A 15,061-nucleotide genomic window follows, 5' to 3' on the forward strand; every position below is an offset into this window, starting at 1 on the left:
TTATTTCTCCTCCACTGGCTTTTCTTTATAGTTGAACGTGAAGAAGAACAATGCGGCAATCAGTAACGCACCAATCGCTGGGTACCACCAAAAACTTTGCCATTGTGGCAGAGCCGCTGCGCCTTCCGTTGTGACAATGCTATTGAACAGCATTCCACTGATTTGTGAACCAATTAACATCCCCACACCATAGGTAAACAAGACCAGCAAGCTCTGCGCCTGCCCTTTTACTTTCTCGCCAGCAACTTTGTCTGTATAGATAAAACCAATAACAAAGAAGAAGTCATAACACATACCATGTAAGAAAATACCGATATAAATCATCCAGCCCAGTTCTTCAGCAATCCCTAAGGCAAACATGACATAACGTAAGCACCAAGATAGCATCCCAATCAGCAACATCACTTTGATACCAAGACGAGCAAAGAAGAATGGTATCAATAACATAAAGAACAGTTCTGACATCTGCCCTAAAGACATCACGCCACCAACGTTAGTAAACCCTGTCGCCGCAACAAATGGCGCCGCATAGGCATAGTAAGCCGCCAATGGGATAGAGATCAGCATTGCACAAATGATGAAAACTAAGAAATGACGTTGCTTGAGCATGGCAAACGCATCTGCGCATAACAAGTCGCGCATCGCTACAGGTTTACCACGCTCTGGTGCTGGCGTGTGTGGTAATGTAAAGCTGTAAATCGCTAGCACCAACGAAGCTGCTGCCGCCAAGGTGAAAATTTCTGTACTATCTGATAACCCTGTTGAACCGACAATCAGCCCCGCAACAATCCAACCAAATGTACCGAATGCACGCACAACTGGGAACGCTTTCTCACTGTTCGGTAAACTATAAAAGGCGACGTTGTTACTAAGAGCAATAGTTGGCATATAGCAAAGCATATAACCAAAGATTATCCATAACAGACCGCTATGGTCCCCCGTAAAGTAACTTGGGATCATCCATAACAAACCGGCACCGATGAGATGCAGCACGCCAAGCACTTTTTGTGATGCAAAAAAACGGTCAACCACCATCCCTAGTACAAAAGGAGATAAAATAGAGGCGATGGGCCCTGTCGAATAGGCATCACCAATAATTGCTGATAAACCATATTTCCCCATGACAACCCCTAGCGTGACATACCATGCCCCCCACACAAAAAATTGAAGGAACATCATTAACGCCAATCGCGGTACTACCCATACATGGGCAGTATTTTTACCACCTTGAGCAAGACTATTCGTACCCATAAGACCCCCAATAATTTCTATTTTTTATTAGCCACTTTCAGGTAAAAAGGACGGCATAACCACGCCGCTTGGTTTCTGCACAGCACCTTTGACTTGCGCAAGATGCAATTCACAAATTCTACCGCCCCATCGTAATAGCGCTTGGCACAGTGCGCTTCGCTCTGTGGGAACTAAAACGACTGGCATCGCACCACGATGATGTTTGTCTAGCATCCAACCGAGTAAATCCAGCGCTACCTCATCACGATAGCTGCAGCCGGGCCCTAACATCCTCGATGCGGGGTGTGCGATAGAGGCAAGATAACCTTCGATGCACTGGTTATGTTCCCAGACTGCAATTCGCCATAACCCGCTGGTGTCATTTAAAAAATATTCAATATCCCGCTGACGACTAATACCTAATAAATCCGCTTCCAATTGTAAAATAGCCGGTAAGTCTTCGGTTCGAGCATCTCGCACAATTCCTTCGGTCAAGCGAGGGAGATTCACGCCTTGCTCTGGTACTGAAATCACCATGTCTTGGTAAATTGCATAAGGTGTAAAACCGCCGCGGCGATAAAGAGAATAAGAGTCTAAATTCAGGGCACTTGAAATTAAGCGAATGGGTAAATTTCCGGCTAATTCATCCGCTTTGGACAGTAATTTCTTTGCAATACCCTGTCCAAATGCGTCGGGATGGACATTCATAATCCCAAGGCCCAAATGTGTTTCTCGTGGGTGAAAAAAACACGAGCCAAGAATATTGAGTTGTGAATCACGGGCTACCCAGTGGTAGTCAGGATCAAGTTGTTGGTATACATCAACAAATAAATGGCACTCTTCAGGCGCAGACTGAAATATTGCGCCTAAACCATGTTGTTGATACCAGGCATTCGTTGAGTGATAAATCAAATGCGCGACTTCACTCCGATCAGTGCATTTCGCAAGCTGTAGTTGTATATCCATTCATTACCTCTCATGTTTTATTGTTTATAAAATGAGGCTTTTCACTAAATGGCAGCTAAATCCAAAAATGAAATCGATTACATTTTTACTGAAATCGATTTCATTTATAAAATATAGCCAAATTGTTTCTTTCAGCAACTAGCTGAATGGTTCAATAATGACCTAAAAGATAAATTTGCAATCTGCATCACAAGTTGCTTGTATCAATCGTACTTTTCATCACGATGTTGCATACTGTGCATGGCAATAGACAAAAGGAAAAGTGAATAATGTCGATAGAAAAAGTGGCGAAAATTGCAGGAGTCTCTGCCGCAACGGTTTCACGGGTATTGAATGATCAACATATTGTAAAACCCGCAACTCGAGATAAAGTTCTCGCCGCCATCGCTCAGTGTAATTATCAACCTAATTTATTAGCGCGCCAGCTACGTACCTCGCGTAGTCGCATGCTATTGGTGCTGGTGTCTAATATCACTAACCCCTTTTGTTCATTGGTTGTACGTGGTATTGAAGAAGAAGCGGAACGCCACGGCTATCATATTTTGTTATGTAATTCTGAATCCAATCCAACGCGTGAATCCGCTTATCTGAGTTTACTCAGAGGTAAGGTTGTTGATGGCGTCATCACTATGGATGCTGTGAGTTGTTTGCCGGGGCTTACTGATATGATTGGGGATTTTCCGTGGGTACAGTGTGGTGAAGGGGATCCAGAATTTCGTGCTTCTTCGGTTACTATTGATAATTCACAAGCTGCTAGCGCAGGCGTTTATCATTTAGCAGCGAAAAATCGCCAACGCATTGCATTAATTAACAGTGATATGCGTTACCTCTATTCACAACAACGGGAACAAGGGTATCGAAAAGCACTCGCTGAACTTGGCTTTGAATATTGTAAAATCGAGTATGTAGAAGAATTAGATTACACCGCGGGGGCGAAGGCCATGGAAAAGTTACTGCAAAATGCGCCCAAACCCGATGCTGTATTCGCGATTTCTGATGTCATCGCAGGCGGTGCAATGAGTGTTTTGCATCAGCAGGGATTGCATATTCCGAATGATATTGCTGTGTTAGGGTTTGATGGTGTGCCCTTCGGTGAAGTAACCACACCGCCATTAAGTACCATTGTGCAGCCGATGCATCAATTTGGCATCCGAAGCGTTCAACTGCTACTCAATAAAATTAAGCACCCGCAGCTCGATGACAACCATGAAATCCTCGAATGGCAATTAATTGAACGCGGCTCAACTTAACTCACTTTTTTACTTCCATTCTGGAGCTGTGATATTGAAATAATACGGATAAGAAACGACGCTATAATTTTTCTAGTAAAGCGGTTTTGTCTCCTGTATCAACCCATATTTTGATCAATACAGAAGTCGTACCTTCGTTAACAACCTTCAATGCAACACTACCCAAAATTCATTGTTTAGTGTTAGTTAGCTCGCCTTGAGTAAGGCTTTAACTAACCACATTTACACCATAAATTATGACTTGATTTTATTCATCGCCATCAGCAATAAAAAATATCCACCACCTAAAATAGCGACAAAAATTCCAGCCGCAATCTGTGTTGGATAAATAATAATTTGGCCTAGCCAATCTGCCCAAACCATTAATATACTGCCGATCAACCCACTAATAATAAGTTGTTGTTTCGCCTTTTTAGCGCCAACTAAAAAAGCCATATGGGGTGCAACTAAACCAAGAAATGCAATGGGGCCAACAGTGGAAGTGACAAAGGCACACAATAATGCAACTAAGATTAATAGCAATATAGTCGCTAATTGTGAATTTAGTCCTCTTCCCTGTGCAAATGTTCGACTAATTGATAATAAAACTAGCCAACGATTTAACGTGATCGCTAATATCGTTAACACAACAACACTGATTGAAAAAATAATGGCCTGTTGCCCTTCCACACGATAAGTTGAGCCTGAAAGCCATAATAATATCCGATAGCTACTCAATGTCCCTTGAGCTAAAAAGAACTGAACAAAAGCTTCTAACGTTGCCGTTAGGCAGATCCCTGTCAAAATTAAACTTGCTGGTGCGTATTGGTGCCGTTTACCTAGGTATAACAATATTCCTAATACAATCAGGCTCCCGATTAAAGCAACACCCCAAAATGAGGTTTGAATAGCCGTGCCTAATAGTAGGCTAAATAGAACGAGTGCCGCTGTAGCCCCTGAAGAAACCCCTAAAATATCTGGGCTGGCCAACGGGTTATAAATAATCCTTTGTAATAAAACCCCCGCAATACTCAATGCTAATCCAGCAAATGTCGCCGCTAATAAACGAGGCCATTTAATATCCCATTGAAAACTTGACGGCAATTGCCAATAATATTGTTCACCATTCGTTTGTAAGCAAAGGGAAAATACAACTCCACTTACTAACAATAAAATAAGAATAGATACCGTGGTTTTAGAAAGTATTATTTTTGTTGGTAATAACCCTATCGATAATTGATCTTGGGCTGTCATTGTTCGGCGGCTAAACCAGATCAATAAAGGAGCACCAATAGCAGCTGTCATTACACCCGTAGGAACCACAATATTAAGGTAATTTGTTAGTGCGATTGCCCCGCTGTCTGCAAGAAGCAATAAAATAGCCCCTACAACTGCACTATTTAATAACTCTTGCCTTGTACTCATATTACCCATTCGCCGTACTATATTTGGAGCTAATAAACCAATAAAACTAATAACCCCTACAGTTGAAATAGTCGCCGCTACTAACCAAGATGCTAAAACAATAAAAAGTAAAAAAGTTGGTAAAACGGATAAGCCTCGAGCTTTAGCCCCCTCATGGCCTAATTTCAATAATGTCAAAATACGTGGGGCGAAACAGATAATAATAATAACAGGGAACAATAAAGGTAATAAACCAACCACTTTTTGCCAACCATCTTGCGCTAAATTTCCTGCTCCCCACATAAAAATATTTTGTGCAAATTGCGAATTTAATGTAATTAATGCAGTCGCTATAGCACCAAACAAAATATTTATGACCATTCCTGAAACAACTAACGGAATGCCTGTCATATTACGAATACCTGCAATTAATATTACTAAACCAAATGCAAGTAATGCTCCCACCATCGCAGCTAGCGTTTGATATAACCCAATCTCGTTACTAAACCAAATATTGACTACCACTAATGCTAACCAAGCACCGGATGATGAACCTAACGTTAGTGGTGAAGTAAGATTATTTTGTGTTAATTGCTGCATCAAACTGCCCAATAAACCAAAAGTTGCTCCCACTAATAATGCCATAGCAAGGCGTGGTAATTGGCCATATAAATAAAAATAATCAGCAAATGTATCGGCTGAAGCTGGATGGATAACTAAAAATAATTGCTGACTGAGTGTAACCCCAGGTTCGAGCTGAAGGTTAATCAGCGCGATCACCATTAATACAAAAAATAGTATTGAGTGCTGTTTAGTTGTCATTATGAGGAGCAACCTGTAATAAGCTTTCTGTTAATGCTTCCGCCATTAATTGCAAGGAAAAGACACCACCATAATTCCAAACGGGACGAACACTATTTATCCGCCCTTGTTTAACAAAAGGCATCGACTGCCATAATATGGAATCATTCAGTTTTTTTTCTTCTACAAATGGTTTGATGTATAACACGTACCCATCATTTATAAACTGCAATGAATTTATTCGTCTCTGCTCTATTCCCCAAGGACGTGCGGGGACTAAAATAGCAGGCTTTAATGCAAGCTGTTCAAGAACATAATTGAGTGTTGAATTCTCAGTATAAAGAAAAATAGTGCTTAAACTTGAAAACCGGATAACAGCAACACTTGGCTTCGTTGTAAAAGCACATTCAAGTTGTGATCTTAATTCAGCAAAACGTTTATCCATTTTCACTAAATATTCATCGGCAAAAGACGTCTTCTCAAATAAGCGAGCCAACGTTTTAAAATGAGCAATGGCTACAAGCCCTGAATCATCTTGACGTGCAAAATTTGATAAATAAACGACTGGCGCTATTTTTTCCAATAAAGGCAGTAAATCTTCTTGCGCGCTACTTGCAATAATAACATCAGGTTTCAATGCGGCAATTTGCTCTAAATTAGGCTCAGCTCGCGTACCCACCTCTTTGACCGAAGAAGGAACAGCTGGGTCAACAACCCATTGCTGGTAACTCTCTAATTCCGTGGCCCCAACAGGTGTAATTTCAAGCGTTAATAGCTGTTCCAGCAAATCCCAATCTAAAACCACAACGCGCTGAGGCGGCGAATTGAACTCGACAATACCACGACTGTCCGTAACAGAATAAGCCCGTGTATAAAATGAGCATAATAATGTACTTGTTAATAAAATAAGGCCAAGCAAATTGATTCTTAAGCGCATACGATAGCAACCCTATGATGTTCTGACTCGGGAAAACTAGGGTGTGGTATTAATTTAATCGGAGTATCGTAGAGTGACGATAGCCTTGCTTCATCATGGAGAAGAACGCTTTTTCCCTCAAATTCTATTTTCCCTTTTTTTAATGCCACGATGTGTGTTGCATACCGTAAAGAAAGGTTGAGGTCATGAAGGATCACAATCACACCAATCCCATGAACTTTATTAAGCTCACTCAATAAATTCATTAACTGGTATTGATGGTGAATATCTAATGCAGAAGTCGGTTCATCCAGTATTAAAACTGGTGATTGTTGAGCAAGTAACATGGCAACCCATGCGCGCTGGCGCTCTCCACCAGACAAGTTGTCCGCTAAGTTCGCGGAAAACCCCTCAACCCCAGCTTTCTCCATCGCTTGTTGGATAATAATTTCATCGTCAGCTTGCCAGCGACCAAGTGCACCTCGCCACGGAAAACGCCCTAACCGCACAAGTTCTTTCACAGACAGCCCCGCTGAGGCTGGCAGTTTTTGTGGTAAATATGCGATTTTCTGCGCTAATTCTTTCGTTTTATATTGAGAAAGACTCGTGCCATTTAAATCAATTTGCCCGCTATCCGGTGCCATCTGCCCAGAAAGGAGATTAACCAGTGTAGATTTTCCTGAACCATTATGACCAAGAACCACTGTGAGTTCTGTTGTGGGTATATTTAACGAATCTATAGATAAAATAGAACGATGATCGCGAACGATATTAATATTTGCTAATCGAAACATAGAAAGGACTCAAGGCATGCCAACATTATTAGCATGCCTTTTTTAAAATTACCAAGTGTACTTTGTTTGTAACACAAATGAGCGCGATTGGCCGTAATAGCACCAGGTATCACAGGATGAAACATACTCTTTATTGAGGATGTTATTCATATTGAACTGGAACTGCCAATTGTTCGATAATTGATATATCGCGGCCATATCCCAGAGCGTCGCACTAGGAACAGAAAGGTTGCTGCTTGCTGGGTTATCCTTTGATTGACCATAATAGCGAATACCAGTTCCGAGTTTTAACGACTGGTTACTCACGATTGGAATTTCGTAGTCAGTCCAGACAGTCGCCATATGTTTGGGGATCATACCAGCCTGTTTACGTCCCTTACCACCTGTTTGATCTGTTTTCGCATTGGTATAAGTGTATGTCGCTTTAATATCCCAATTATCAGTAACACTTGCAAATAGTTCTGTTTCTATACCTTGTGAAGTGACTTTACCTGTTTGTGTTGCAACAGGGTGTTCAGGAGTTGTGACTAACGCATTTTTTTGTTCGATATCGAACCAAGCAATATTCCAATAACCATCCATAAAATAAGGTGTATATTTGATACCTGCTTCAAATTGCTCACCTTTAAGTGGTTTATATAGTTTTTGGGTTGTTGGGTCGATTGTCGATTGAACTTCAAAAGATTGAGAGTAATTTAAATAAGGTGAAATGCCATTGTCAGCAATATACATTAAACCCGCATTTAAACTCATCTGCCCATCATTTCTAGACTCATCTTCTGCTTTTTTATGTGCTTTATTTTCAGTTTTTACCCAATCATAACGTGCACCAACGACCCCAATCCATTTGCTATCAAGCTTTGTTTGGTATTGTGAATAAATACTAGCTTGTGTTTTATCAATAGTGCGATGAATGTTATTTGATGGGTCAAGTGGGGTATAGTGCCCATAAACTGGCTTCCACGGGTTAATTTTACCAAAAGCATAATTATCCTGTTCATCGCCTTTGGTTTGATGATATTGGAATTCAATACCCGCAAGTAAGGTATTTTCAAACCGCTCACTATCCCATTCACCGACGATATTGTTATCAAAACTAAAACTTTGGTTTTTACCATCGCGAAAAACAATACCTTGCCCCAATTCCTGCACGGTAGGGTCTGCATTAAAGAAAGCATAAACACTTCTGAGTGTTAGGTCGTTGTAACCATAATTTACACGCTGCGCAAAACGCCACTCATCATTAAATTGATGTTCTAATAAATAACCCACTGAGAACTGAGTCCGCTTGTATTTATCGTAATCAGGCTCACCTAAATTGGTTGATGGCTTAATTTTACCGTAATTAGAGTGAATTAATGTTCCCGCCGCTGGGAAAAAAGGATTCGTGGGCGTACCATCATCGTGCAGATACGTCCCCATTAACGTAAGTACAGTCTGATCAGACAAGTCAAATGCCGCACTTGGCGCCAGATAAATACGTTTATTATCCGTGCCTTTGAGTTCCCCATCTGATTTTTTCATCGTTCCCACTAAACGGTAGCGGGCACCTGCATCGGCTGATGCTGTAGAAAGATCAAAGCCTAGCGCTTGATGATCGTTATTACCCGCTTCTAAAAATATTTCATTTTTAGCATTAATAGATGGCTTTTTCGTTACTAAGTTAACAGCGCCTCCAGGAGTGGATTCGCCAAAGAGAACGGCTGATGACCCCTTCACGACTTCAATACTTTCCAATCCATAAGGTTCAAGTAGCCAAGTGTAGTAGCCATCTCGATATAACCGGCTATTATCTAAATAAGTTGCGGCATCAAAACCGCGAACTTTGAACCAATCCGTATCATTATCAGCCCCATAAGGTTGTGCAACAACCCCCGAGGTATAACGAAGTGCTTCATCAATTTTTTGCGGAGCATGTATGGTCAAATCTTGTTCCGTAATGATCGAAACAGATTTTGGCGTTTCTTGCAGCGCAGTATTCACTTTGAGTGCTTGTGCACTAACAACGAAAGAGTCTTTTTTGTCGCTATTTTGTTCATTTGCCATGGATTGGTTTTGAACAGCCAGCGCTAACAGAGTGAAAATGGCAACCTGATGTAAACGAAATAAACCTAAATTTTTCACAAAATAGTTCCAATGATAATAATAATAAGTCTCAGTATTATTCCTAAAAATAAGTCAAATTAAAATCAATTTGGCATATTTGCTTATAACAAATAGTTATTAAAAAAATAAAATTAAACACAATTAACCATACATAAGGAAGGGAGATTATTAGTCAAGAATAACGAAAATGATCTCGATGCGAATATTAGGTCATTATTTAAGTTAACAAACGCAAAAAATAAGGCGGGAATGACCTTTCCCGCCTCGTGCTATCATTTTACTTATCAGCTTGTTAGAAGTTTTGGATTACCAGAACAGCGCATATAGCACACATAAGATAACCATAATTGCGTATGATGCGATATTGAAGCCTGTCGATGTTTTAAAGGTCTCCGACGTTAGGATAATAGCCCCTTCACAGTCATCTTCTTTTGCCGTTGTCAGGCTAATTAAACCAATCACCACCGCAGTAAAGAAGAAGGTGTACATCATTTGGTCAAGGAATGGCATACCTAACGGCATTAGTTTTAAGAATAATGCAAACGGAATTGAGAGCAGCACACCGATAATCGCGCCTTTCGCATTGGTTTTCTTCCAAAATAGACCTAATAAGAATACCGCTAAGATACCTGGGCTAACTAACCCGGTATATTCCTGAATATATTGGAAAGCTTGTCCAATGTTACCCAGTAATGGGGCGATGAAGCATGCGACGATTAACGCAACAACTGCACTAATCCGCCCGACATTCACTAATTTATGGTCCGCGGTTGATGGAGCAATGTATTCTTTGTAGATATCCATGGTGAAAATAGTTGCCACTGAGTTCAACATGGAAGCTAAAGAAGAAACGATAGCCGCAGCTAATGCCGCAAACACAACCCCTTTAGCGCCTACGGGTAAGAATTGTGTTAACCATGGGTAAGCTTTGTCCGCTTGGGCCAATGTTGGCATATGTTCTTGTGCCATCGTTCCTAATCCCGCCAGTAATGCAGGGTCAGAAACTATCACAAATGCCGCAATACCCGGTACGACAACAAGGATTGGGACAATAAGTTTGAGAAATGCTGCGAAAACCAAGCCTTTTTGTGCTTCATTAATAGACTTAGCGGCTAATGCACGTTGAATAATATATTGGTTGAAGCCCCAGTAATATAAATTAGCAACCCATAAACCGCCAATTAACACGGCAATACCGGGTAAATTACTAAACTGTGGGTTGTCTTGGCTTAAAATCATTTCAAAATGCGCAGGCGCTTCACTTGCCATACGGCTCATACCTGCGAATAACCCCGCATCACCGCCAATATAGCTCACCGCCATTATCGTGGTTAAAAAGCCGCCTAAAATTAAGAAGAAAACTTGTACAACATCCGTCCACGCAACCGCAGATAGCCCGCCATAAAGAGAGTAAATCACTGCAAATAATGCTAAGCCGAAAATAGCATAATGCATTGGAATACCTAGGATTGTTTGTAATGCTAACGACCCTAAATAGAGAACTGAAGTTAAATTAACAAAGATAAATAATGCCAACCAGAACACGGCTAAGATCGTTTTTAACGTTTTATTGAAACGTTTTTCAACAAACTCTGGAATGGTAAAAATACCTTTATCAATAAACACGGGCATGAAGTATTTTGCGACAATGATCAGTGTTAGTGCTGCCATCCATTCATAGGATGCGATAGCCAAACCTATTGAAAAACCAGAGCCCGACATACCAATAAACTGTTCTGCTGAAATATTTGCCGCAATCAGTGAAGAACCAATAGCCCACCAAGGTAATGTTTTTCCTGCTAGAAAATAGTCTTTTGTACCTTTCTTTTGTCCTTTTTTATCTCGAGAAACCCAAAGACCAACACTAATAATGACAAGCACATACAGAATGAATATTCCGTAATCTAATGTGCTTAACCCAACCCCTTCAGTTTGCATAATCAAATTCCTTCGCCAAGTGATAACAAAGCAAGTGTAAACGTTACCACAAAATATCACCGTTAGATGAATCACATATTTTCACAATATCCTCTAAAGAATTAACTTAATGGACTAAATAGCAGAAATTAATGTAAATTTTCATAGGTGATAGAAGAGAAGGTACCAGGAAGTAATCTAGATTTTAATAAATTCGTGAAGTTCATCAAATATTAATGAAAACGTTTACACTTATTTTCGTAACGCTATGGCCTATAAAATACTTAGGCGTGCAAAGGTCTAACTGAATTACGTTGAACCAATGTCGGAGAGTAAATCAAACTTTCACCTGTCGTTTTTTCCCCTCTCGCTAAAGAAAGTGCTAGTTGTGTGGCTTTTTCTGCCATCATTTGGATAGGATAACGAATTGTTGTTAAGCGTGGATGGATATAGCGGGCAATCAACACATCATCAAAACCAATAACCGAGACCTGTTCTGGTGAGTGAATTTCATTTTCATCTAATACCGCGATGGCTCCCGCGGCCATAAAATCGTTGTAACCCACGACCGCTGTGATTTCGAGTGATTTTATCAGTAAGTTAGTCATCGCTTGCTCCCCACCTTCCCCATAAGGAGCGCCATATTCAATATAACTATCAGACAGTTGAATACCATTATTTTTTAACGCATCTCGATAACCCTGTAAACGCTGTACCGCATCCTCAATTTGGTGATTTGATGAAATGTACGCAATTTTAGTATGCCCATGTCGAATAAGATGTTCTGTCGCTAAATATGCGCCCTTGTAGTTATTTAAAGAAATACAACGGGTTGCAATTTCATCAATATGGCGGTTGATCAGTACCATACTTGGGACTTCTTTTGCATATTGAAGCAGCTCAGCATCATCCAGGGCTTTAGAGTGGATAACCAAAGCATCACAGCGGTTGTTAATCAACAACTCAATCGATTGGCGCTCTTCCTTGGCATTATGGTAACCATTACAAATCAGAATATGTTTACCATTTTTATGCGCTACAGCATCAACGGCCTTGACCATAACGCCAAAAAAAGGGTCGGAAACATCGTTAACTAACACCCCAATGGTATTTGAACTTTGGTTCACAAGAGCTCGCGCAGCGGCATTGGGACGATAACCTAGCTTATTCATTGCACTCTTTACTGATGCAATAGAAGCTTGGCTTGCCTTCGGTGATTGGTTAATCACTCGAGAAACAGTTGCAACCGAAACACCGGCTTCTTTTGCCACATCTTTGATTGTCGCCATTGTGCACCTCTACAATTAGGATGGCTTATTAAACAATGAGCTAGAATTAAAAACAATGGCATAACGCATATTAAAATTATTTAAAGTAAAATAATGGGTTTATCGTGCAAAAAAGAAAACACCGCTTAGATGCGGTGTTAATCATATATAGATTTAGAAAATAAATTGATAGCAGGTTTCACTACAATAAATTTGATTAGGCTGTGAAATCGGGCTGTATCGTTCTCCCCATTCAGGGTGATTAACAGCATCAGGTGGAAACTGTGTTTCAAATGCAACCCCAGAAAAAGGCGTATAAGATTTTGTTTTACCCGCAACTGAAATTAAATAATTCCCTGTATACAACTGCATAGAGGGCATCGTTGTAGAAATATTCATCTTTACGTCTCCCTCAGGAGCACTCAACGATGCCACCGTTTGCCGACCATCAATACGGGCTGTATCTAGCATAAAAGTGTGGTCATATCCCCCAGCAGAAATTTGGTCGTGATCTTGTAGAAAGTCACGGCCAATGAGTTTGCTTTGGCGAAAATCAAAATAACTACCAGTGACATTACGCCACTCTCCGCTAGGGATCCCTGCTTTATCTGTGGGTAAATAACAGTCACTGTAAATCGTAAGAGCATGATCTAGCGCTGTCTTTTCACTACCTTCACCCGCCAAATTAAAATAAGTATGGTTGGTTAGGTTTACAGGACAGGCCTTTGTAGCTTGGTGCTTATAACGGATAATCACTTGATTTTCATCTGTTAATTCATAACTTACCTCAACTTTCAATTCCCCGGGAAAACCTTGGTCACCATCGGGTGAAATGAGTGAAAAAATAGCCTGTTGGGTACTAGGTTGTGAAACGGCCCAAATCCGATAACTAAAATTGTCCTGCCCACCATGTAAACAATGCGGCTCTTGATTGGCTGACACTGAATAATTTTCACCATGAATAGAAAAACGTGCATTCGCTATACGGTTAGCTACGCGCCCGACTGTCGCGCCCAAATACACGTCTTGTTCCTTTTGTTTATCCATGTTTGGTGAACCTAGAACCACATCACGTTTCCCATGTATTAGCGGCAAAATACAACTTACCCAGCTTGCCCCTAAACTTGTCAGGACAATTTTCATGTCATTTTTATTGGTTAACTCTACGACTTTGGGCGTCTGATTTTTTTCTTGATTAAACAGCATGTTATATCAACTTTTTTCAATTTATTAATTTGGTTTTAACTTACCACACTCGCACCTGAGCTTGGCTGGCAGACATAAATATCGGCTTGTAGGCCTGTTATTTTCTGGTATTGCGCTTCTACCGCGTCAATCACCGGTTGAACACATTGCTGCTGCATCAGTGCAACCACACAACCGCCAAAGCCTCCTCCTGTCATTCGTACCCCGCCCTGAACACCTAAAACGGACTTAACGATATCCACTAAGGTATCAATTTCTTTGACGGTGATTTCGAAATCATCACGCATAGAAATATGGGATTGCGCCATTAACTCACTTAACTGCAATAAATCATTTTGTGTTAATGCTTTTGCTGCCGCTAAAGTACGTTCGTTTTCACTGATCACGTGTTTGGCTCGCTTAGCAACGATAGGCGATAATAGATGTTGCTTCTGTAAAAACTCATCAAATGTGATGTCACGTAATGCTTTCACCCCAAACAAATTAGCGGCTTCTTCACATTGTTGGCGGCGTGTATTGTATTCACTTCCAACCAAACCCCGTTGCTTATTTGAATTGATTATCATCACAACCAGATCATCAGGTATGGAAATAGGAAATAGCGCCAAACTGCGGCAATCAATCAATAGAGCATGGCCTTCATCACCACACGCTGAAATAAGTTGGTCCATAATACCGCAGTTACAACCAACAAATTGGTTCTCAGCTTGTTGGCCATTAAGCGCGATATCTTGCTGGCTAATATCTAATTGATACAAAGCCTTAAGTGTTTGTCCAATCACAACTTCGAGTGAGGCTGAAGAACTTAACCCCGCGCCTTGCGGCACATTACCACTGACTGCAATATCGCAGCCATTGAATAAAAGCCCTCTTTGTAAGAGAAACTTCACGACACCGCGAATATAGTTTGCCCACATTTTTTCAGGCAAAAATGTAATATCGCTATCCAAACTGAATTCGTCACATTCATTATGGTAGTCAGCCGCAACGACTCGGATAATACGATCATCACGTTTAGCCGCCGCGGTCATCGTTTGGTAATCAATCGCACAAGGCAAAACAAAGCCATCATTATAATCCGTATGTTCACCGATAATATTCACTCGCCCCGGCGCTTGAACATAAATTTCAGGTTGATAACCAAAGGTTTTTTCAAACGACGAGGCGACAGTTTGCTTTAACGTTTCCATTTTTAATTATCCTTAATGCGTAATTTGGTTAACC

Annotated in this window: 11 protein-coding genes; 1 reads left to right on the forward strand and 10 read right to left on the reverse strand. The window is 40.7% G+C overall.

Going from position 1 to position 15,061, the window contains the following annotated elements:
- Positions 1-1,251: an MFS transporter gene (locus tag M1F25_RS14540; RefSeq protein WP_181488220.1), complete on the reverse strand. Its 1,251-nt coding sequence runs from the start codon at positions 1,249-1,251 to the stop codon at positions 1-3.
- A 27-nt stretch (positions 1,252-1,278) separates the two neighbouring features.
- Positions 1,279-2,196 carry a GNAT family N-acetyltransferase gene (locus M1F25_RS14545; protein WP_181488222.1) on the reverse strand — a complete coding sequence of 306 codons (918 nt, stop codon included), beginning with the start codon at positions 2,194-2,196 and terminating at the stop codon, positions 1,279-1,281.
- Between the two features lie 269 nt (positions 2,197-2,465).
- Between M1F25_RS14545 and M1F25_RS14550 the strand changes: the two genes are divergently transcribed.
- Positions 2,466-3,446 carry a LacI family DNA-binding transcriptional regulator gene (locus tag M1F25_RS14550; RefSeq protein WP_112307232.1) on the forward strand — a complete coding sequence of 327 codons (981 nt, stop codon included), beginning with the start codon at positions 2,466-2,468 and terminating at the stop codon, positions 3,444-3,446.
- Between the two features lie 234 nt (positions 3,447-3,680).
- Here the strand turns inward: M1F25_RS14550 and fhuB are convergent, their stop codons facing one another.
- The 8 genes from fhuB to galK form a co-directional block, all read right to left on the reverse strand.
- Positions 3,681-5,651, reverse strand: coding sequence for a Fe(3+)-hydroxamate ABC transporter permease FhuB (gene fhuB, locus M1F25_RS14555; protein WP_096863338.1), 1,971 nt, complete (start codon positions 5,649-5,651; stop codon positions 3,681-3,683).
- On the reverse strand, positions 5,641-6,567 hold the full coding sequence (locus M1F25_RS14560) for an iron-siderophore ABC transporter substrate-binding protein (protein WP_094962105.1): 927 nt from the start codon (positions 6,565-6,567) through the stop codon (positions 5,641-5,643). The genes fhuB and M1F25_RS14560 overlap by 11 nt, the downstream gene beginning before the upstream one ends.
- Positions 6,558-7,340 carry an ABC transporter ATP-binding protein gene (locus tag M1F25_RS14565; protein WP_004261670.1) on the reverse strand — a complete coding sequence of 261 codons (783 nt, stop codon included), beginning with the start codon at positions 7,338-7,340 and terminating at the stop codon, positions 6,558-6,560. Before M1F25_RS14565 ends, M1F25_RS14560 begins: the two co-directional genes overlap by 10 nt.
- 48 nt (positions 7,341-7,388) lie before the next feature.
- Positions 7,389-9,464: a TonB-dependent siderophore receptor gene (locus M1F25_RS14570; RefSeq protein ID WP_094962104.1), complete on the reverse strand. Its 2,076-nt coding sequence runs from the start codon at positions 9,462-9,464 to the stop codon at positions 7,389-7,391.
- Between the two features lie 288 nt (positions 9,465-9,752).
- A complete protein-coding gene (locus tag M1F25_RS14575) occupies positions 9,753-11,384 on the reverse strand; it encodes a sodium/sugar symporter (RefSeq protein WP_094962103.1) in 1,632 nt (543 codons plus the stop codon).
- A gap of 263 nt (positions 11,385-11,647) precedes the next feature.
- The gene (locus M1F25_RS14580; RefSeq protein WP_004261677.1) at positions 11,648-12,652 is read right to left on the reverse strand and encodes a substrate-binding domain-containing protein; all 1,005 of its coding nucleotides are present in this window, start codon (positions 12,650-12,652) and stop codon (positions 11,648-11,650) included.
- 153 nt (positions 12,653-12,805) lie between these two features.
- Positions 12,806-13,837, reverse strand: coding sequence for a galactose-1-epimerase (gene galM, locus M1F25_RS14585; RefSeq protein ID WP_112307231.1), 1,032 nt, complete (start codon positions 13,835-13,837; stop codon positions 12,806-12,808).
- A 35-nt stretch (positions 13,838-13,872) separates the two neighbouring features.
- Positions 13,873-15,027, reverse strand: coding sequence for a galactokinase (galK, locus tag M1F25_RS14590; RefSeq protein ID WP_112307230.1), 1,155 nt, complete (start codon positions 15,025-15,027; stop codon positions 13,873-13,875).
- Between the last annotated feature and the right edge of the window lie 34 nt (positions 15,028-15,061).

The sequence above is a fragment of the Providencia sp. PROV109 genome (genome assembly GCF_033681625.1).
Taxonomy (GTDB): Bacteria; Pseudomonadota; Gammaproteobacteria; order Enterobacterales; family Enterobacteriaceae; genus Providencia; species Providencia hangzhouensis.

What these genes read in the sequence shown, in the direction of transcription:
- galK (WP_112307230.1), bottom strand. Translation starts at nt 15,027, where the DNA reads ATGGAAACGTTAAAGCAAACTGTCGCCTCGTCGTTTGAAAAAACCTTT.
- fhuB (WP_096863338.1), bottom strand. Translation starts at nt 5,651, where the DNA reads ATGACAACTAAACAGCACTCAATACTATTTTTTGTATTAATGGTGATC.
- galM (WP_112307231.1), bottom strand. Translation starts at nt 13,837, where the DNA reads ATGCTGTTTAATCAAGAAAAAAATCAGACGCCCAAAGTCGTAGAGTTA.
- M1F25_RS14560 (WP_094962105.1), bottom strand. Translation starts at nt 6,567, where the DNA reads ATGCGCTTAAGAATCAATTTGCTTGGCCTTATTTTATTAACAAGTACA.
- M1F25_RS14575 (WP_094962103.1), bottom strand. Translation starts at nt 11,384, where the DNA reads ATGCAAACTGAAGGGGTTGGGTTAAGCACATTAGATTACGGAATATTC.
- M1F25_RS14565 (WP_004261670.1), bottom strand. Translation starts at nt 7,340, where the DNA reads ATGTTTCGATTAGCAAATATTAATATCGTTCGCGATCATCGTTCTATT.
- M1F25_RS14580 (WP_004261677.1), bottom strand. Translation starts at nt 12,652, where the DNA reads ATGGCGACAATCAAAGATGTGGCAAAAGAAGCCGGTGTTTCGGTTGCA.
- M1F25_RS14550 (WP_112307232.1), top strand. Translation starts at nt 2,466, where the DNA reads ATGTCGATAGAAAAAGTGGCGAAAATTGCAGGAGTCTCTGCCGCAACG.
- M1F25_RS14545 (WP_181488222.1), bottom strand. Translation starts at nt 2,196, where the DNA reads ATGGATATACAACTACAGCTTGCGAAATGCACTGATCGGAGTGAAGTC.
- M1F25_RS14540 (WP_181488220.1), bottom strand. Translation starts at nt 1,251, where the DNA reads ATGGGTACGAATAGTCTTGCTCAAGGTGGTAAAAATACTGCCCATGTA.